The sequence below is a fragment of the Flavobacterium sp. 40-81 genome (assembly GCF_001898245.1).
Classification (GTDB): domain Bacteria; phylum Bacteroidota; class Bacteroidia; order Flavobacteriales; family Flavobacteriaceae; genus Flavobacterium; species Flavobacterium inviolabile.
In genome coordinates, this window is sequence record NZ_MKTM01000008.1 from 77,775 (window position 1) to 95,888 (window position 18,114).

The 18,114-nt window shown below is 41.1% G+C and carries 17 protein-coding genes; 8 read left to right on the forward strand and 9 right to left on the reverse strand.

Going from position 1 to position 18,114, the window contains the following annotated elements; all coding sequences use genetic code 11:
* Nucleotides 1-28: 28 nt before the first annotated feature.
* The 7 genes from BGO42_RS01700 to BGO42_RS01730 form a co-directional block, all read right to left on the reverse strand.
* Nucleotides 29-2,512 (reverse strand): beta-mannosidase, encoded by a 2,484-nt coding sequence (locus BGO42_RS01700; RefSeq protein WP_273245576.1) that lies wholly within the window; start codon nucleotides 2,510-2,512, stop codon nucleotides 29-31.
* Nucleotides 2,512-3,180 (reverse strand): copper homeostasis protein CutC, encoded by a 669-nt coding sequence (locus BGO42_RS01705; protein ID WP_273245574.1) that lies wholly within the window; start codon nucleotides 3,178-3,180, stop codon nucleotides 2,512-2,514. The genes BGO42_RS01700 and BGO42_RS01705 overlap by 1 nt, the downstream gene beginning before the upstream one ends.
* Complete coding sequence (locus tag BGO42_RS01710; RefSeq protein ID WP_273245572.1) at nucleotides 3,181-4,176, reverse strand: isoaspartyl peptidase/L-asparaginase family protein; 996 nt, start codon at nucleotides 4,174-4,176, stop codon at nucleotides 3,181-3,183.
* On the reverse strand, nucleotides 4,176-6,449 hold the full coding sequence (locus tag BGO42_RS01715; protein ID WP_273245570.1) for a glycoside hydrolase family 20 protein: 2,274 nt from the start codon (nucleotides 6,447-6,449) through the stop codon (nucleotides 4,176-4,178). The genes BGO42_RS01710 and BGO42_RS01715 overlap by 1 nt, the downstream gene beginning before the upstream one ends.
* A gap of 80 nt (nucleotides 6,450-6,529) precedes the next feature.
* Complete coding sequence (locus BGO42_RS01720) at nucleotides 6,530-7,063, reverse strand: inorganic diphosphatase (RefSeq protein WP_177732035.1); 534 nt, start codon at nucleotides 7,061-7,063, stop codon at nucleotides 6,530-6,532.
* Nucleotides 7,064-7,175: 112 nt separating this feature from the next.
* Nucleotides 7,176-9,689 carry a DUF5686 and carboxypeptidase-like regulatory domain-containing protein gene (locus BGO42_RS01725; protein WP_273245568.1) on the reverse strand — a complete coding sequence of 838 codons (2,514 nt, stop codon included), beginning with the start codon at nucleotides 9,687-9,689 and terminating at the stop codon, nucleotides 7,176-7,178.
* 63 nt (nucleotides 9,690-9,752) lie between these two features.
* Entirely contained in the window at nucleotides 9,753-10,754 is a 1,002-nt protein-coding gene (locus BGO42_RS01730) for a pyruvate dehydrogenase complex E1 component subunit beta (protein ID WP_262888440.1), read from the reverse strand.
* A gap of 252 nt (nucleotides 10,755-11,006) precedes the next feature.
* Here BGO42_RS01730 and BGO42_RS01735 point away from each other — a divergent pair, with 252 nt between their 5' ends.
* The 6 genes from BGO42_RS01735 (at nucleotide 11,007) to BGO42_RS01760 (ending at nucleotide 15,372) form a co-directional block, all read left to right on the forward strand.
* On the forward strand, nucleotides 11,007-11,753 hold the full coding sequence (locus tag BGO42_RS01735) for an electron transfer flavoprotein subunit beta/FixA family protein (RefSeq protein WP_177732026.1): 747 nt from the start codon (nucleotides 11,007-11,009) through the stop codon (nucleotides 11,751-11,753).
* Between the two features lie 34 nt (nucleotides 11,754-11,787).
* Nucleotides 11,788-12,756 (forward strand): electron transfer flavoprotein subunit alpha/FixB family protein, encoded by a 969-nt coding sequence (locus BGO42_RS01740; protein WP_273245565.1) that lies wholly within the window; start codon nucleotides 11,788-11,790, stop codon nucleotides 12,754-12,756.
* Between the two features lie 226 nt (nucleotides 12,757-12,982).
* Nucleotides 12,983-13,609, forward strand: a complete 627-nt coding sequence (locus BGO42_RS01745) for a bifunctional nuclease family protein (RefSeq protein ID WP_273245563.1) — start codon at nucleotides 12,983-12,985, stop codon at nucleotides 13,607-13,609.
* 33 nt (nucleotides 13,610-13,642) lie between these two features.
* Nucleotides 13,643-14,467 carry a thymidylate synthase gene (locus tag BGO42_RS01750; protein ID WP_177732017.1) on the forward strand — a complete coding sequence of 275 codons (825 nt, stop codon included), beginning with the start codon at nucleotides 13,643-13,645 and terminating at the stop codon, nucleotides 14,465-14,467.
* A 45-nt stretch (nucleotides 14,468-14,512) separates the two neighbouring features.
* Entirely contained in the window at nucleotides 14,513-14,854 is a 342-nt protein-coding gene (locus BGO42_RS01755; protein ID WP_177732016.1) for a 2TM domain-containing protein, read from the forward strand.
* The gene (locus BGO42_RS01760; protein WP_273245561.1) at nucleotides 14,851-15,372 is read left to right on the forward strand and encodes a dihydrofolate reductase; all 522 of its coding nucleotides are present in this window, start codon (nucleotides 14,851-14,853) and stop codon (nucleotides 15,370-15,372) included. Before BGO42_RS01755 ends, BGO42_RS01760 begins: the two co-directional genes overlap by 4 nt.
* Nucleotides 15,373-15,417: 45 nt before the next feature.
* Here the strand turns inward: BGO42_RS01760 and BGO42_RS01765 are convergent, their stop codons facing one another.
* Nucleotides 15,418-15,732, reverse strand: coding sequence for a hypothetical protein (locus tag BGO42_RS01765; protein ID WP_177732010.1), 315 nt, complete (start codon nucleotides 15,730-15,732; stop codon nucleotides 15,418-15,420).
* Between the two features lie 184 nt (nucleotides 15,733-15,916).
* On the opposite strand from BGO42_RS01765, the gene ubiE reads away from it, so the two are divergent.
* Together ubiE and porT are read left to right on the forward strand one after the other, a co-directional pair.
* Nucleotides 15,917-16,648 (forward strand): bifunctional demethylmenaquinone methyltransferase/2-methoxy-6-polyprenyl-1,4-benzoquinol methylase UbiE, encoded by a 732-nt coding sequence (gene ubiE / locus BGO42_RS01770; RefSeq protein WP_177732007.1) that lies wholly within the window; start codon nucleotides 15,917-15,919, stop codon nucleotides 16,646-16,648.
* 1 nt (nucleotide 16,649) lies between these two features.
* Nucleotides 16,650-17,351: a type IX secretion/gliding motility protein PorT/SprT gene (gene porT, locus BGO42_RS01775; protein WP_273245557.1), complete on the forward strand. Its 702-nt coding sequence runs from the start codon at nucleotides 16,650-16,652 to the stop codon at nucleotides 17,349-17,351.
* 2 nt (nucleotides 17,352-17,353) lie between these two features.
* On the opposite strand, the gene BGO42_RS01780 is transcribed toward porT, so the two are convergent.
* The gene (locus BGO42_RS01780) at nucleotides 17,354-18,082 is read right to left on the reverse strand and encodes a TrmH family RNA methyltransferase (RefSeq protein ID WP_177732001.1); all 729 of its coding nucleotides are present in this window, start codon (nucleotides 18,080-18,082) and stop codon (nucleotides 17,354-17,356) included.
* Between the last annotated feature and the right edge of the window lie 32 nt (nucleotides 18,083-18,114).

Consider the following 18,114-nt stretch of genomic DNA (forward strand, 5'->3'; position numbering starts at 1 on the left):
ATTGATATTCAACAAAAAGTATTTACTATTATTTTTTAGACTGTACTTCATAAAGGTTTTTGCAGTCTGGCAGCTTTCCTTCACCTGTCATCTTTATAAGTCGTTTTTCTTGGGGTAACAGGTCAAAGTAGTTATCACTAAAATGGGTTCCCTCTGCCGACAGCTGAATATTTTTCGCCAAAACATCGGTAGTAATTTCGAGTGTTCCGGCATCCTTTTTCTGAATGGTAATAGTAGGTTTCGGCAACAGCAAATCCTTGTTTTTCTCAAAATAGTACAAGGCATTTTTCATACTGCCCTCCTGAAGCTGCAACCGGACGGACAAGACTATTTCTTTAGTATTGTAACGCGCCAGGGTCTTGGCATTCAGCACAGCCTGTTTTGCACTGCTGTTTCCGACAAATGTTACTACCTGTTTTTCCTGAAACAGCACCCTGCCTTTAAAATCCAGCAGTTCCATTTCCAGCGTTCCCTGTTGCGGAGTCAGCAAATCGCTGACAATAAAAACCGCATAATCATCTGCTTCTTTGTTTACCGACAGGATTATGTTCTCAAAACTCTTTTGTACCTGGTAGTGCAGTGCTTTCCAGTTCCCGTTAAAGTCAACGGAACTCCACGAGGTCACCGGCCAGCAGTCGTTGAACTGCCAGTACAGAGTTCCCATGCAATACGGCTTTGCCCTGCGATGTGCTTCTATAGCTGTTTTCATGCCTTCTGCCTGCAGCAATTGCGAAACGTATATATAATCCTCAAATGCATCCGGAACGACAAAATCACGCGCCATATAGGTTTTTATCGTTTGATAACCTGTTGGATGTTTCTGATGGTTTTTCACAGCTTCCGATTCCAGGTTCCGGTCGTCTGGATTCGCTATTGCTTTAAAAGTACTCCGATCGGGCATGGATTGGAATCCGTATTCCGACATGAACCGGCCGACTTTGTCTTTGTATATTTCAAACGGTTCCATTCCCCACCAAACACCCCAATAATGGGAATCGCCTTCGCGCAGGCTTTGTTCTTTCCCCCACCCAATGGAAGGCGAAGACGGCCAGTAAATATTTTTCTCTTTACCCAACAGGCTGTCCAGCGTTTGCGGTATGACTTCGTGAAACAGTTTTTTATAGTCGTTCCGGATTTTCGTGGAATCCGCAGCGGTATATTGATATTGTTTTTGCCAGCCCCAGTTTTGCCAGCCTTCATCATTTTCGTTGTTCCCGCACCATAGTGCAATCGAAGCATGATGCTGCAACCGGTTCACGTTGTCGATTGTTTCTTTTTTTACATTATCCAAAAACGAAGCATCACCGGGATACATCGCACAGGCAAACATAAAATCCTGCCAGACCAGTATCCCGTTTTGATCACAGGCATCATAAAAAGCGTCATCGGCATACACCCCGCCGCCCCAAACGCGGAGCATGTTCATGTTTGCTTCTTTTGCATCTTTTACAATGTTGTCATAACTTTTTTTGCCGGCTTGCGGCAGGAAGCTGTTTACCGGGATATAATTGGCACCCTTCATAAAAACAGGAACACCGTTTAGTTTAAAGTAAAAACTTTTCCCTTTATCATCTTTTTCCTGAACCAGCTCAACCGTTCGCAAACCGATCTGTAAGGATTTTGTTGCAAGGGTTTTCTTTTTATGATCTGCCAGGCTTACCGAAAAAGGATACAGATGTGCTTCACCCAAACCGTTTGTCCACCATCTTTTAGGGTTTTCTATAGGATATTCCATTTCTATAGTATTACTGCCTTTCTTCAAACGGACTTTTGTCTGCCGCTCGTTGATTGTCAAATAAAAGGTTCCGGTTTTCCGGCTGTCAACCGTTACGGTAAACGCTAACAGCGCCTTATCCTCCTGCAATATTTTTTGGGCATACCGGATGGTATTGATCTTTCCGGTATTCCAGAACCGGAGGGTTACAGGCTTCCAGATTCCGGCGGTAACCAGGCGCGGTCCCCAATCCCATCCATACTGGTATTGGGCTTTCCGGGTGAACACTTTTTCATCTCCGGGTAAGATATAGGGTAATTTTGAGGCTTCCGATTTTCCTTTTTTAACAGCCGATTCAAACAGGATATACAGCGTATTCGTTCCGGCTTTCAGTTCCTTACTGACTGCGACTTTCCATGTCCGGAACATATTATTCGCTTCCAGTATGAGCTTGTCGTTTAAATAAACTTTGGCATAGGTGTCCAGTCCGTCAAATTGCAATTCAACATTTTCCTGTGCTATTTCTTCTTTTGTGAGTGTAAAAGTGGTTTGATACTCCCAGTCTTCGTTTTCAATCCACTGTAACTTTTTTTCATTATCTGCAAAAAAGGGTTCCGGTATCACGCCGTTCTGCCGTAAATCCGTGTGGACCGTTCCCGGTACTTTAGCTGTTAACCAGCTGGTTGTTCCCTTTTTTTTAAAAACCCATTTCTCGTGACTTAAGTCTTTTTCCAAAACCTGGGCCTGCAGCAGGAATGGCAGTAAAACGATCAGGCATCGAAACACGATCTTTCCCATTATTGCAGGTTTTTTTTGAGCGCCACAACCTCATCAATACTGGCAACAGCCGTTGCATCGGTAATTGCCGAAGAGTGGTAATAAGCCGCTTTGGTCGTTTCCATAAGCGACCGGATATTCGTGGAACGCAGTCCACCGCCGGGCATGATCACAATACGGTTCGCTGCCCGGGTAACCAATCCGGATAAGGTATTGCTGCCTTCCGTTACATTTTTGGCACCGCCAGAAGTTAAAACCGTCTGGAATCCGCATTCGATCACTTCTTCCAAAGCGCGGAATACATCCGGAACTTCATCAAAAGCGCGGTGAAACGTGCAAGGTAACGGACTTGCCAAAGTTACCAGTTCGGTATTGATCGCGATATCGATGGCATTGTTATCCGTTAAGACACCAAATACAAATCCGTTAACACCCATTTTTTTAAATTGGCGGATATCCGACCACATCTGTTCCAGTTCCGCTTCGGAATAGACAAAGTTTCCGCCCCGCGGACGAATCATCACAAAAAGATCGATTGCCAGTGCTGTTCTTGTTTGTTCCGTTATGGCATAGGCCGGCGTGGTTCCGCCTTCCTGTATCGTATCGCAAAGTTCTACTCTGTCTGCTCCGCCTTGTTGTGCAATCACGGCCGATTCCGGATTAAAACAGGCTATTTCTAATTTTCTCATTTACTTTAAAAAATAATCCGCATCAATTAAGCGGTTTCCGGAATTATCATATTTCGCATAGTTAAATCCGCCCTGAACACAATAAGCTCCGTGTTCTCCTTTTTTGTTCAGCGCAATAAACCCGACCTGGATATCTTTCAGGTCCTTATTTCTGTTTTTGGTTAGTTTTACAATTCTGGACACTGCTTCTTCGCAGGCCTGCTGCGGCGATCTTCCCTGCCGCATCAGTTCGACAACCAGATGACAGCCGGCAATCCGGATCACTTCTTCACCGTGACCGGTGGCTGTGGCGGCACCTATTTCATTGTCTACATACAATCCGGCTCCAATGATAGGTGAATCACCCACTCTGCCATGCATTTTAAATGCCATACCGCTTGTTGTACAGGCACCGGACAGGTTACCGGCCGCGTCAAGGGCAATCATTCCAATAGTATCGTGATTTTCGATATTGGCAACGGGTTTATAGTTACTGGTTTTCAGCCATTCCTTCCATTCTTTTTCGGATGCCTCCACCAGCAGGTTTTCTTTTTTATATCCCTGTAAAAGGGCAAATTGTAAAGCACCTTCACCTACCAGCATGACGTGTGGTGTTTTCTCCATAACGGCTCTGGCTACCGATATGGGATGTTTAATATGTTCCAGGCAGGCAACAGAACCGATATTGGAAAATTCATCCATGATACAGGCATCCAGGGTTACGCGTCCGTCCCTGTCCGGTCGTCCGCCATAGCCTACACTTCGTTCGTTTGGGTCGCCTTCGGGTACTTTCACCCCGGCTTCTACCGCATCCAGAGCCCTGCCGTTATTCTTAAGCACTTCCCAGGCAGCTTCATTGGCAGCAATACCAAATCGCCAGGTGGAAAGCACGATCGGTTTTTTAACTTTTCCGGCTGCCGGAATACTGTCTGCCGTTTCCTGTGCTTTAAAGGATTGTAACGCAACAGCTACCGATGCCATTGCCGTGGTTTTTATAAAGTTTCTTCTGTTTCCCATTATTCTATCATTATTTCGTCAACAAACAACCATGAATCGGCTCCGGCTCCGGCTTTCCCATCGGGTATTTTTCCGGCATTCCTGGCAATGACTTTGACAAATCTTGCCTGCTGTTTGCCGATATTCATGGCAATTATTCCTTTTAAACTGCTAATTTCCGCAGCCGAAAGTACTTTTACCTGCTTAAAGTCTTTTCCGTTTTCGGAAAGCAGTACCGTTACTTTTTCAGGATAATAAATCCAGCTTCCTTCGTTTGCCAAAACATCCAGCGTGACTTTGGTCAGTTTCGTTTTTTTGCCCAGATCAACAGTCGCTTCGAGGTCTTTCCCCCAGAAACCAATCCAGTCCCTGCCGTACTTTTCCATGTTTCCCCTCATTCCGTCTACTAATGTAAAGGCGCCGCCTATGCCGTAATTTTCATGAGGCTGGCTGACCAATGTTATTTTTTTACCGGTCGATTTTGTCCTGTAAAAAGCCTGTTCGATAACGGCGCTTTTTTGCGTTCCGTTTTCAAAATAGGCCGCTTTTACGACCGTGTTTCGGGTAATGGGAACCGGTTTTGAATACGCCGGCGCTTTTGCTGTTGGCGGTGTACCGTTTGTCGTATAATGGATGCCTTTATTATCCTGTGCCGATCTGAGCCAGAACAATACGCCTTTTTTATTGTCGGACGGACTTACTTTTGACGTGATTTCAAACAGGGCTTTACTGTAACGGATTCCTTTTTTGTCCAATACCGCAAAATGCTGCAGCAGGCGTTTTTGGAAGTTATTGTATTTGCCGGGCTGCGACGTTCCCCATACCACTTCGGCAAGTGCCTGCATTCTGGGCATAATCATATATTCCGCATGTTCCGGAGTTTTGATATATTCCGTCCAGAGATTTCCCTGTGCTCCTAAAATATATTTTGCTTCTTCCGGAGTGAGCACTTCCGGAGTGGGATTGAACGAATATACTTTTTCTACTGTGGTATAACCGCCAATAGCCACCGGTTCGTTTTTGGGTTCTCCCTGGTAATGGTCGAAATAGCAGTAGGCTCCGGGAGTCATTACCGCAAAGTGTTTCTGCCGGGCGGCGGCGATTCCGCCTTCGGTTCCTCTCCAGCTCATTACGGCAGCATTCGGCGCCAGTCCGCCTTCCAGAATTTCATCCCAGCCGATAATCTTTTTTCCTTTGGTATTCAGAAACTGTTCTATCCGCCGGATAAAATAGCTTTGCAGTTCGTGTTCGTCTTTGAGGTTTTCTTTTTGGATCAGTGCCTGACAATGCGGACAGTTTTTCCATCTTATTTTAGGACACTCATCGCCACCGATATGGATATATTCGGAAGGAAATAAAGTCACGACTTCCGAAAGTACATTTTCGAGAAATTCGAAGGTTGTTTCTTTCGGACAGTACACCTCATCCAAAACGCCCCACTGTGTGGCGACTTCAAAAGGTCCTCCGGTACAGGAAAGTTCCGAATAGGCCGCCAGAGCTGCCTGCGAATGTCCCGGCATTTCTATTTCGGGAACAATGGTGATATGCCGTTTTTGGGCATAGACCACGATTTCTTTAATATCTTCCTGGGTATAGAATCCGCCGTACCGTTCGTTATCAAACCGCTGGTCGTTATAATGTCCTACCATGGAGCCTTTCCGCCAGGCTCCGATTTCCGTTAACTTAGGGTATTTTTTAATTTCAATACGCCATCCCTGGTCTTCCGTTAAGTGCCAGTGAAAGGTATTCATCTTGTACATGGCCAGATAGTCGATGTATTTTTTAATGAAGTCTTTTGTAAAGAAATGGCGCCCGGTATCCAGGTGCATTCCTCTCCAGGAGTATTTCGGTTCGTCTTTTATTGTCACACACGGAATACCAATCGTGTCTTTTGCGGCTACCGGTAATAATTGCAATATGGTTTGCAGCGCATAAAAAACGCCTTTATTTTCTTTTGCTTTAATCCGGATCTGTGCGCTTGTGATTTCCAGCGAATAGCTTTCCGGAGCCGAAGCGGCATCGGTGTCTTTGACGATCGTTAGGGTGTTTAACGGACTTTTACTGTTGCTAACAACCGGAAGTTCCCAGCCGTAACCGGATTGTAATGCCTGATTGAACAAATCGGCTTCATTTTGAAAAGCGCTATCCGTGAGCAGTAATAAGGTTCCGGCACTCAGTTCAAAATTTCCGGTTCCCTTTTTGATTTCTTTGGGCTGCGGAATCAGCGGCAGCAGTTCCTGAGCGAACATACTATTGGCCAGCAGTAAAAACAGAAATGTTAATTGCTTAAACATTTTGAGTTGTATTTGTAGTTTTTGTTAAGAATATTTAAAACTACAAAAAAAGCCTCATAAAATTATGAGGCTTTCTGAAATTATAATTTGATAGAGTAGCTATCTTTTTTGGCCTGGTCTAATGCCTGAAAACGTTTTGAGCATTCGTCAATCATGGCTACTGCCTCGTTAACGTCTCCCCAGCCCTGTACATCAACTTTTTTGTTTTCAAGGTCTTTGTATACTGCGAAGAAATGTTCTATTTCCTGGATTGTATGAACATTGATATCTGAAATATCTTTTAATTTATTCATGATCGGATCAGAAACCGGTACACAAACGATCTTTTCGTCCGGTCCTTTGTCATCGGCCATTTTGAAAACAGCGATTGGTTTCACTTCCACCAAACATCCCGGGATAGATGGCTCTGTAAACAATACTAAAACATCCAAAGGATCTCCGTCTAAAGCTAAAGTTTCCGGAATAAATCCGTAATCTGCCGGGTAGAACATTGCAGAATATAACATTCTGTCAAAACGGATTCTTTTTTGTTCAAAATCGTATTCGTATTTATTTCTGCTTCCTCTTGGGATTTCGATAAGTGCATCGAATGATTCAATATTTGCTGTACTCATTTTTACTTTTAGTTCTAAATTTAGCGACTGCAAAGGTAAAATAAAATTGATTTTTTACAAGTTTAATTACACATAATAGTCTGCTTTTGAAAAGCTTTACCGGATGTTTTTGTTAAAATTCAGGGAAAAATCCGAATCTTACGCCAAAACCTGGTGATTCTTTCCCGTTTACATTGGTAAAATCTGTTCTCCAGATAAAATCGACTCTAAAAGGTCTGAAATTACCATATCCGATATTTTCAATCCCGAAACCATATTCGCTGTACACTTTATTGGACGGTGCCGCATATTGAATAAAAGAACGGTTCATGTCGATATTTTTCTGGGAAATACTTCCGTATGCAAACCGGTACAATAGTAAACTTCTCCATTTTAGTTTCTTTATCAACGGAATCCTGTTCAGGATAAATCCGTTGAAGTGGTGTTCAAAATGAGCTGTGAAATAGGTATCGGTTACAAAATCATAATAGTTCAGCAACGAGAAAGAGTTCGGTACTACCGAAAAGGTCTGATCGGCCGAAATAGGATTAAGCAACGGTAGTGGAACCGGGTCAAATACTTTTCCGAATTCGAAATTGGTTCTCAGGATTCCGAAATTACTCAGGAATATAGGTTTGTTCAGCGATAGCTGGATTTTATTATAATCGAAGTCGCCTCCAAAAACACCTTTATTACCGCGGATGTATTTTAAAACAATGGTCGGATATAAGGTTGTTCCTATTTTCTGGTCTACTCCAAAACCGTACACATAACGGGTTGGCGTGTAAATCAGGGAAATATTACTGGTCACATCGGTCAGTTCGTTTCGGATCAGTCCGGTATCCGGTGCCAGGTAATCAATAGAAAAATGTTCCGGATCGGCTGCTTTTATTCTTTGGCGAACGGTAGATACGTTAATGTGCAGGTTATTGCTAAAAGCAAAGTCAAAATTCACCGACGTTCGCATTACTCTCGACAGGAAATAGTTTTCTCCGCGCCCGATAATCACATTGGTGTTCAGGTTTTTCGGCAGCAATTCATCGGTTTCGATCAGTCTTCCGCCCAATTGCAGGTTATCGTCCAGATGGGATGCTCCTACTACAATTCTCGGTTTAAAGCTCAGCAGGTATTTTGCTTCCGCACCATATTTGAATTTTTCATCTTTTGTTCCGTATGCGCCGTAAACCATTGCGCGGAACCGGTCGTTATCTGTTTTATAGGTTCTGAAACCGGCGCGAAGGCGCAGTCCTTCCACGTTGTTGTTGGAAATCAGCTGCCATAAAAATCCGGCCTGGATACCATCAAAAACGCCCACATAGCCTGTTGACAGAACGGTAATAATATCGGTTACGCCTTTTACCTTTTTATTGGATTTCAGGTCTTCAATAACTTTCCGGGTTTCATCGGTTTTGAGTTCCGTTGCTTTCAGTGATTTCCAGTAGGCATCACTTTGCTCAAACTGGTCTCCTCTCACCTGGATGATTTTTTCATCGTAAAACGAAGGTTGCTTGGGTTCGTTAAGAATATAATCGTTGTACACTAAATTCTTCTTCACATAAAATCCTTTTTCATCGTCGTTTTTGGTAAACAACGTGAAGTCCCCTTCATAATAATCCCGCGTTGGCAGGTACATGGTATCGTTTAATGTTTCAAAATATTTTTCGAAATAAAGATTACGCACCAAACTCAGGTTGATATTTTTATTGGTACGCATGGAGATTTCAGTCAGCGCAAACGTTTTATCGGTCACTTTAAAGTTTCCTTCAAAAACCAGGTCTTCCGATTGTCTCGGGAAGAAGTAAATCGTATAGATCTTTTTCTCTCCTTCCATGATACTGTCTTTCAACAGGTATTCATATACGCCGTATCCCCGGGTGGAAATCGGGCTGATAAATGCTTTATTCAGGATCTGGATATCGTCTGCATAAACATCAATAGTGGTAAAGGTATTGCTGACCCTGTCAAAGATAAATCCCCGCTGGTTCAGTCCGGTACTGCGTTCCCCTTCCATGTCAATTCTTTCTTTGTCTAATGCTGTATCTCCGTATATATGTTCGTTTGTTTCTTTCATATAGATCGGAATGACAAATTTATCCTGACGTTTGTCTTCTTTTACAATTTCGGCTACCGAGTCGTATCCGCTGCCTACAATTTTGCGCAGGAACACGCTGTCCAGATTACTCAGTCCCAGACTAACAGACGAATAGCGTTTATAGTCGTAGGATTTGGCAAGCTTCAATCCGTTTTTCTTTTTATTGGCCCAGATGCCCTGTAAAATTCTATAAGCAGGATTTTCTTTTTTAGACAAGTGTTTTTTAGGCTTACTAACGATCAACACTTCCTGAAGTTCTTCTCCGGTGGTTAGTTTGACTTTTAAATTTTCCGTAACCGGGTTTTTCAGCACTACTTCCTGATTGGTATAGCCTACGAAGGAGACTACCAGAATTTTTTGATTGTTATCTGATGCCAGCGTAAATTTACCGTTCTCGTTTGTTGTAACTCCTATAGTGGTTCCCTTGAAATAAACACTTGCAAAAGGCATGGGTTCATTTAATTCGTCGTATACCGTTCCACTAACTTTTGTCTGTGCCTTAATTCCTATGGAAAACAAAAAGAGCAAAAGTGTTGCGTAATAAATTTTCTTCATAAGCTAAAAAAAAAGCTTCATCTGCATGACACAGATGAAGCTCCAAATATAAATGATATTTTCTTATTTATAAGTAACTTTCTTCACAGCTTTTACAACATCACCTGCATTTGGCAACCATTCTTTTAAAAGAACCGGCGAATACGGTGCCGGTGTATCGGCAGTAGTGATTCTCTGGATAGGTGCATCTAAATAATCAAAAGCTCTTTCCTGAACCATGTATGTAATTTCTGAAGCCACACTTCCAAAAGGCCATGCTTCTTCCAATACTACCAGACGGTTTGTTTTTTTAACCGATTTCAGGATAGCTTCCTGGTCCATCGGACGAACTGTTCTTAAATCGATTATCTCGCAGGAAATACCTTCTTTTGCCAGTTCATCGGCAGCGATATAGGCTTCTTTGATAATTTTTCCGAAAGAAACGATGGTTACATCTGTTCCTTCTCTTTTGATTTCGGCAACACCTAACGGAATGGTATATTCTCCGTCCGGAACTTCTCCTTTATCACCATACATCTGTTCGGATTCCATGAAGATTACCGGATCGTTATCACGGATAGCCGATTTTAATAATCCTTTTGCATCATAAGGATTTGACGGAACCACTACTTTTAATCCCGGTGTGTTAGCAAACCAGTTCTCAAAAGCCTGAGAGTGTGTTGCTGCTAATTGTCCGGCAGAAGCTGTTGGTCCTCTAAATACAATTGGCATTGAGAATTGTCCGGCAGACATCTGACGCATTTTTGCCGCATTGTTAATGATCTGATCAATACCAACCAATGAAAAGTTAAAAGTCATAAACTCCACAATCGGTCTGTTTCCGTTCATTGCAGATCCTACTGCAATACCGGCAAAACCAAGTTCTGCAATCGGTGTATCAATAACTCTTTTCGGACCGAATTCATCCAGCATACCTTTGGAAGCTTTGTAAGCTCCGTTATATTCTGCTACTTCTTCACCCATTAAATATATCGATTCATCGCGACGCATTTCTTCGCTCATAGCTTCGCAAACCGCTTCTCTAAACTGTATCGTTCTCATGTATTTTCGTTTATCCTTATTTATTTGATTCGCAAAAATAAAAATTTTAAATCACTTAACCTCAACATTCTTTTAATTATAACATTCTCTTTGGTTAGCATAAAAAAGTCCCGATTTCGCAAAAAAGCATTTATTTTCAATTATTTTTTAAAATTATTAAGAATTTATTCTCATTTTCATTACAAAAAAGACATTTATTATGCGTGCATAGTTTTTTATTGAAATAAAATCATTACTTTCGTTGCTCGAAAAATAATCAACTTTAACTTTAATAAAATGAAAATATTAGTTTGCATCAGTCATGTGCCTGATACTACTTCAAAAATTAACTTTGTTAATGGCGATTCAGAATTTGACACTAACGGTGTTCAATTCGTAATAAATCCGAATGACGAATTTGGTTTAACCAGAGCGATTTGGTTTAAAGAACAACAAGGAGCAAATGTAACGGTGGTAAACGTAGGCGGACCGGATGCAGAGGCAACTTTAAGAAAAGCTTTAGCAATTGGTGCTGACGAAGCAATTCGTGTGAATGCAGTACCAACCGATGGTTTTTTCGTAGCAAAACAATTGGCCGAAGTGGTTAAAAACGGAGGATATGATTTGGTAATTGCCGGAAAAGAATCATTAGATTATAACGGCGGAATGGTTCCGGGAATGTTAGCTGCTTTAATTGGTTCAGACTTCATCAATTCCTGTATTGGTATTGAAGTAAACGGAACCAGCGTAAAAGCAGTCAGAGAAATTGACGGTGGAAAAGAAACCCTTAGCGCTAACTTACCGTTAGTAGTAGGCGGACAAAAAGGTATCGTTGAAGAGAAAGATTTAAGAATTCCGAACATGAGAGGAATTATGACTGCAAGAACCAAAGCGCTTACAATTCTTGAGCCGGTTGGAGCAGAAAATACTACAAAAGCTGTTAAGTTTGAAAAACCTGCTGCTAAATCGGCAGTAAAATTAGTAAGTCCGGACAACATCGACGAACTAATCAACCTTTTACATAACGAAGCAAAAGTTATCTAATTTTTCATTCATTAAACATTAAACAAAGAAGATCATGTCAATTTTAATATATGCTGAATCAGCAGAAGGAAAATTTAAAAAAGTAGCTTTCGAGTTAGCTTCTTATGCTAAGAAAGTTGCAGAAAAAATGGGAACAACAGTAACAGCTGTTACAGTAAATGCTGCTGATGTTTCTGCTTTATCAAAATATGGAGTAGACAAAGTTTTAAAAGTAGCAAACGACAAACTGGCTTCTTTCAACGCAAAAGCTTATGCTGATGTTATCAAACAGGCTGCTCAGAAAGAAGGTACTAAAGTAGTGGTGTTATCCTCAACTACAGACAGTTTATACTTAGCACCTCTTGTTGCTGTTGGCTTGAATGCAGGGTATGCTTCCAATGTGGTGGCTTTACCGGAAAGCACAGCTCCGTTTACCGTAAAAAGAAATGCTTTCTCTAACAAAGCTTTTAACATTACTGAAATCACTACCGATGTAAAAGTGGTTGGTCTGGCTAAAAACTCATTCGGTTTGATCGAATCGGCTTCTTCATTAACGGAAGAGGATTTCACACCAAGCTTAAACGATGCTGATTTCTCTGTAAAAATGGAAAGCGTTGAAAAAGTAACCGGAAAAGTAACGATTGCAGACGCTGAGATCGTTGTTTCTGCAGGTCGTGGATTAAAAGGTCCAGAAAACTGGGGAATGATAGAAGATCTTGCAACGGTTTTAGGAGCCGCTACGGCTTGTTCAAAACCAGTTTCCGATTTAGGATGGAGACCTCACAGTGAGCACGTTGGACAAACCGGAAAACCGGTTGCTGCCAACCTTTATATTGCTATTGGTATTTCGGGAGCGATCCAGCACATTGCGGGGATCAACTCTTCTAAAGTAAAAGTAGTCATCAACCCGGATGCAGACGCACCTTTCTTTAAAGTGGCCGACTACGGTATCGTAGGAGATGCATTCGAAGTAGTACCGAAATTAGTTGAAAAATTAAAAGAGTTCAAAGCACACAACTCATAATTTTTAACACAAATATATTAAACGGGCTTTCTAATTTAAAGATTTAGTATCTTTGTTAGTAAGCCCGTTTTTTTTATTTTTAAAAGCGAAAATTTTAGGCTTTCTTTGCAAACCTTTTTCCGGTAATAACCGCACCGTTTTCGGTTGCAAATGATATGCCCGCAGAAAGATAAAACAAAAAAGGACTTTAAACAGTTCGTTAAAGCAATAATGTAGCAACCCTCAAATGAGTTTAGTAAAATTAACGATAAAAGGAATTTCTTACAGTCAAACGCAAAATGGCGCTTACGCCCTGATTTTGAACGAAGTTGATGGCGAACGAAAATTACCAATAGTAATAGGCGCTTTTGAAGCACAATCCATAGCCATTGCTTTAGAGAAAGAGATCAAACCACCCAGACCGCTTACCCATGATTTGTTTAAAAATTTTGCCGACCGGTTTGACATCGTGGTAAAACAGGTCATTATTCACAAGCTGGTTGACGGTGTTTTCTTTTCAAGCATTATCTGCGAAAGAGATCGTATTGAGGAAATTATCGACGCCCGTACTTCCGATGCTATTGCTTTGGCATTGCGTTTTAACGCTCCTATATTCACCTATAAAAACATACTGGACAAAGCCGGTATTTATTTAAAAGTGAATCCTATTGAAGAAGGAAAAAAAGAGGAAAACGATGATCCGCTGAGCAGTCCGGAAACTTTCGGATTAACCGAGGATGAAGCTGTAACCGGAGAAGCCTACGCTCAGTACAGTCTTTCGGAATTATACGATTTATTGGAAAGTGCCGTTCAGAATGAAGACTATGAAAAGGCGGCAAAAATCAGAGATGAGATTTCTAAAAAAGAATCCTAAATAACCCATTACCGACACACCCAATCAGCACCCATGAAACAGTATTTAGATTTAGTAAAGCACGTTTTAGAAAACGGAAATCAAAAAGGAGACCGAACCGGAACCGGAACCAAAAGTGTTTTCGGCTACCAGATGCGCTTCGATTTAAGCGAGGGCTTCCCTATGGTAACGACTAAAAAACTGCATCTGAAATCGATCATTCATGAGCTGCTATGGTTTTTAAACGGGGATACCAATATTGGTTACCTTAAAGAAAACGGGGTTAAGATATGGGATGAATGGGCAGACGAAAACGGCAATCTGGGTCCTATATACGGGCATCAGTGGCGCAACTGGAACAGCGAGGAAATCGACCAGATCACGGAACTGATCGACACCCTGAAAAACAATCCGAACAGCAGAAGAATGCTGGTTTCGGCCTGGAATCCGAGTGTATTGCCCGATACGTCAAAATCGTTTGCAGAGAATGTTGCCAACAATAAGGCGGCACTACCACCCTGCCATGCCTTTTTCCAGTTTTATGTTGCCGACGGAAAGTTATCCTGCCAGTTATACCAGAGAAGTGCCGATGTATTTTTAGGAGTACCGTTTAATATTGCTTCCTATGCGCTGTTCACCATGATGGTTGCACAGGTTTGTAATTTGGAAGCCGGTGAATTTATCCATACTTTCGGTGACGTCCATATTTACAACAACCATTTCGAACAATTGGAATTACAGCTCACCCGCGAGCCGCGAAAACTTCCGAGAATGATCCTGAATCCGGAAATAAAAAACATCTTCGATTTTAAATTTGAGGATTTCACGCTGGAAGATTATGACCCGCATCCGCATATTAAAGGCGCTGTTGCTATATAATTTTTAAAAGAAATTACTTATCTTTATTTCCGTAAAACTTTAAGTATGGAAATAAATCAACACGAACTGTATGAATATGCCAGACAGCGTTTGAAACAAAAAAAACGCTTGTACTTTCATTTTATCCTGTTTTTTCTGGGAAGCATCTTCTGTATTGTAGCCAATAAATTACTAAATGTTAAACCGGAAATAGACTGGTACCTTTGGGTTATTACCATTTGGGCTTTCTTATTTGTATTGCACTTCATTCGTGTTTTTATAACAGACAGTTTTATGAATAAAAAATGGGAACGTGCTCAAATTGACAAACTGATGCTCAAACAGGAACGCAAAATAGAGCAACTGGAAAAAGACCTCAACAAAAACAACGAGTCCCCTGCAAAATGATCACTTTAATCGCTGCTGTAGCAGAAAACAATGCTTTAGGAAAAGACAATCAGATGATCTGGCACCTGCCGGACGATTTTAAACGTTTCCGCCAACTTACCACCGGACATTATATCATTATGGGACGCAAAACGTTTGAAAGCCTGCCAAAGCTGCTTCCCAACCGCACCCATGTAATCATATCCCGCCAGAGCGATTACCAAACCCCGGAAGGCTGCATTGTTGTTAACGCTCTTAATGCCGCGATAGAAGCCTGCCTGGAACAGGAAGATGTATTTATAATTGGCGGCGGCGAAATTTACAAACAGGCCATTGCCATAGCCGACAAAATTGAACTGACCAAAGTGTTCACCTCACCCGAAGCCGATGCTTTTTTTCCGGAAATAGACCCGAACGAGTGGCAATTGGTATTCGAAGAATTTCATTCGAAAGATGAAAAGCACGCTTTTGATTTTAGCTTCCTGACGTATTTAAAAAATAACCGCATAAAAAATCCCGATAACATCTTACCGGGATAGTTTATTACAAATAAGCTAATAAGCATATCAAATTTCATTTTGAATTTATTCAAGTGAAAGTACCTGATAACATAAAATAAAAATTGCCACTGTTAACAATACTCCGGAAATGAAGATAATAACATTGGCAAATCGCTGAGAATACATCTCAAAAAAGCCTTTAATACCAAATACCACAAAAGTACTAAAGACAAAAAAAACTAAAATTTCCAAAAACAAATTTAACCCAAAGAACGTTTGCGGTACCCCATATTCAGCAGGATTAAAAACCCCACTGTTGATACTTTCTACCAGAACCAATGTAACAACCAGTACCAATAGCATCCATTTTAATTCAGATAAAAATAATTTTGATAACATAGCTCATTAATTTGTATGATGTAAAATTCCACATTAATACAACACCAAACAATCGCCAAATCCTTGTATTTTTCATCTCACTAAATTTAGTGAGGCCCAACTAACTAATTATTCAGGAATAACAAAATGAGTTCTTTTTATATCCTTTACTTTCTATTATCTTTGTCTCAAATTTTCTTTTAGAATGTCAAAAAACATAACGCCTTATAAAGATTCCGAATTAGGAAAAAAAGAACAAGTAACCCAAATGTTTGATACCATTTCCGGTAAGTATGACGATTTGAATCGTGTCATCTCTTTTGGAATTGATATCAAATGGCGTAACAAAGTTTTAAAAATTGTTTCCGATAAAAAACCACAGGCGGTTTTGGATATTGCTACCGGAACCGGCGATCTGGCAATACTGATGACAAAAACTTCAGCATCAAAAATTATCGGTTTGGATATTTCTTCGGGAATGCTTGAAATCGGGAAGAAAAAAATTGCCGAAAGAAACCTGTCAGACAGAATCGAAATGGTTTTGGGCGATTCGGAAAACATTCCTTATGAGGACAATTATTTTGATGCGATAACCGTGGCTTTCGGGGTTCGTAATTTTGAAAACCTGGAAAAAGGATTATCCGAGATACTGAGAGTACTGAAACCAAACGGTGTTTTCGTGATACTGGAAACTTCCGTTCCAACAAAATTCCCTTTTAAACAAGGCTATTATTTCTATACCAAAAACATACTTCCCCTAATCGGAAAGCTCTTTTCTAAAGACAAAGTTGCCTATTCTTATCTTTCAGAATCGGCTTCTGTTTTCCCTCATGGTGAAGCGTTAAACAATATTTTGAGAAAAGTTGGGTTTATAGATGTGAAACATGCGCCGCAAACTTTCGGAGCAGCAACCATTTACTCAGCGTCAAAAAAATAATATGAAGAGACTACTCCTAATTTCCATGCTAACCCTTTCACTAAACGGCTTTGCGCAGTCAATGTTTAGTAAAAACCCTGTTATCAACCTGGAAAACTTTGACAAACAAAGGGTTCACTGGGGCTATTTCTTAGGATTCAGCAGTTATGACTTTAAGTTTGACTATATCAAACCGGGCACCGATATTGAAGTAAAAAGCACTACCGGTTTTAACGTTGGATTGGTTGGAAACCTACGTCTTATGGAATATCTGGATCTTCGATTCGAACCGGGATTATATTATACGCAACGTGATTTAACCTTCCACGATCCCAGCCTTACCCGTCCGGTTGAGCAGCTGCGTGAAGTAAAATCAACCTATATCCATTTCCCGTTATTACTAAAATTCTCTTCACAGCGTTTTGGAAACGTTCGTCCTTATGTCGTGGGCGGTCTTTCCAAATCACTGAATTTGGGCAGTAACCACGACGCAACCGACGACAACTATGCTTATCGTTTTAGAATGACCCGCTGGTCCACTAACTATGAGCTGGGTTTGGGTGTTGATTTCTACCTGGAATATTTTAAATTTTCACCGTCCATCCGCGGTGTATTCGGAATCAATGACGAGATAATCCGCGACAACAATCCGGACAGTCCATGGACCGGAAATGTAGCATCCATGAAAACACGTGGTATCTTCATCAACTTTACATTCCATTAAAATTAAAGTCCTCTTTTAAATTCGCTTAAAATAATAGCGGTGGCAGTGGCAACATTTAAACTTTCCGTTTGCTGCAGGTCGCCAAAACGCGGAATAGAAAGCCTGTTTGCCGCCAATTTTTCAATGGCAGCCGAAATACCATTGGCCTCATTCCCCATTACCACGATTCCTTTTTCGGGAAGGCTTTGTTTGTAGATATTGGCACCGTCCATAAAGGTTCCGAAAACAGGAAGGTTTGTTTTTTCCAGAAAAGCTTCCAGATCAGTATACACCACATTTACCCGGGTAATAGACCCCATAGTAGCCTGAACTACTTTGGGATTATAAATATCAACGGTTTCGTTCGAACACACCACATGCTGAACGCCAAACCAATCGCTCAGCCTTAAAATCGTACCCAGGTTTCCCGGATCGCGAATGGCATCCAAAGCAATGATCAGTCCGTCTTCCGCTACCGGTTTTTCATCCGGAATCAGGAATAATGCCAGGCAGCTATTGGGCGTTGTTAAAGCGCTTATTTTTTTTAATTCGGCTTCCGAAATAAACGTGATTTTACGCTCCGGAACATCCGGAAAAAGATCTTCAACCGTAAACAAATGATACAATTCAAAATTGGAATTCAGCAATTCTTGAATTACCTTTATACCTTCGGCAAAGAACATTTTATGCTGTTTCCTATATTTTTTTTGCTGTAAACTCGTTATTAGTTTGATTTGGTTTTTACTAACCATAAAAAAATGTATTTTTGACTTACTATTGTAAA

Coding starts and splice junctions, on each gene's coding strand:
- BGO42_RS01720 (WP_177732035.1), bottom strand. CDS start 7,063: ATGAGTACAGCAAATATTGAATCATTCGATGCACTTATCGAAATCCCA.
- BGO42_RS01715 (WP_273245570.1), bottom strand. CDS start 6,449: ATGTTTAAGCAATTAACATTTCTGTTTTTACTGCTGGCCAATAGTATG.
- BGO42_RS01755 (WP_177732016.1), top strand. CDS start 14,513: ATGGAAATAAATCAACACGAACTGTATGAATATGCCAGACAGCGTTTG.
- ubiE (WP_177732007.1), top strand. CDS start 15,917: ATGTCAAAAAACATAACGCCTTATAAAGATTCCGAATTAGGAAAAAAA.
- BGO42_RS01745 (WP_273245563.1), top strand. CDS start 12,983: ATGAGTTTAGTAAAATTAACGATAAAAGGAATTTCTTACAGTCAAACG.
- BGO42_RS01780 (WP_177732001.1), bottom strand. CDS start 18,082: ATGGTTAGTAAAAACCAAATCAAACTAATAACGAGTTTACAGCAAAAA.
- BGO42_RS01700 (WP_273245576.1), bottom strand. CDS start 2,512: ATGGGAAAGATCGTGTTTCGATGCCTGATCGTTTTACTGCCATTCCTG.
- BGO42_RS01725 (WP_273245568.1), bottom strand. CDS start 9,689: ATGAAGAAAATTTATTACGCAACACTTTTGCTCTTTTTGTTTTCCATA.
- BGO42_RS01740 (WP_273245565.1), top strand. CDS start 11,788: ATGTCAATTTTAATATATGCTGAATCAGCAGAAGGAAAATTTAAAAAA.
- BGO42_RS01765 (WP_177732010.1), bottom strand. CDS start 15,732: ATGTTATCAAAATTATTTTTATCTGAATTAAAATGGATGCTATTGGTA.
- BGO42_RS01760 (WP_273245561.1), top strand. CDS start 14,851: ATGATCACTTTAATCGCTGCTGTAGCAGAAAACAATGCTTTAGGAAAA.
- BGO42_RS01750 (WP_177732017.1), top strand. CDS start 13,643: ATGAAACAGTATTTAGATTTAGTAAAGCACGTTTTAGAAAACGGAAAT.
- BGO42_RS01710 (WP_273245572.1), bottom strand. CDS start 4,176: ATGGGAAACAGAAGAAACTTTATAAAAACCACGGCAATGGCATCGGTA.
- porT (WP_273245557.1), top strand. CDS start 16,650: ATGAAGAGACTACTCCTAATTTCCATGCTAACCCTTTCACTAAACGGC.
- BGO42_RS01735 (WP_177732026.1), top strand. CDS start 11,007: ATGAAAATATTAGTTTGCATCAGTCATGTGCCTGATACTACTTCAAAA.
- BGO42_RS01705 (WP_273245574.1), bottom strand. CDS start 3,180: ATGAGAAAATTAGAAATAGCCTGTTTTAATCCGGAATCGGCCGTGATT.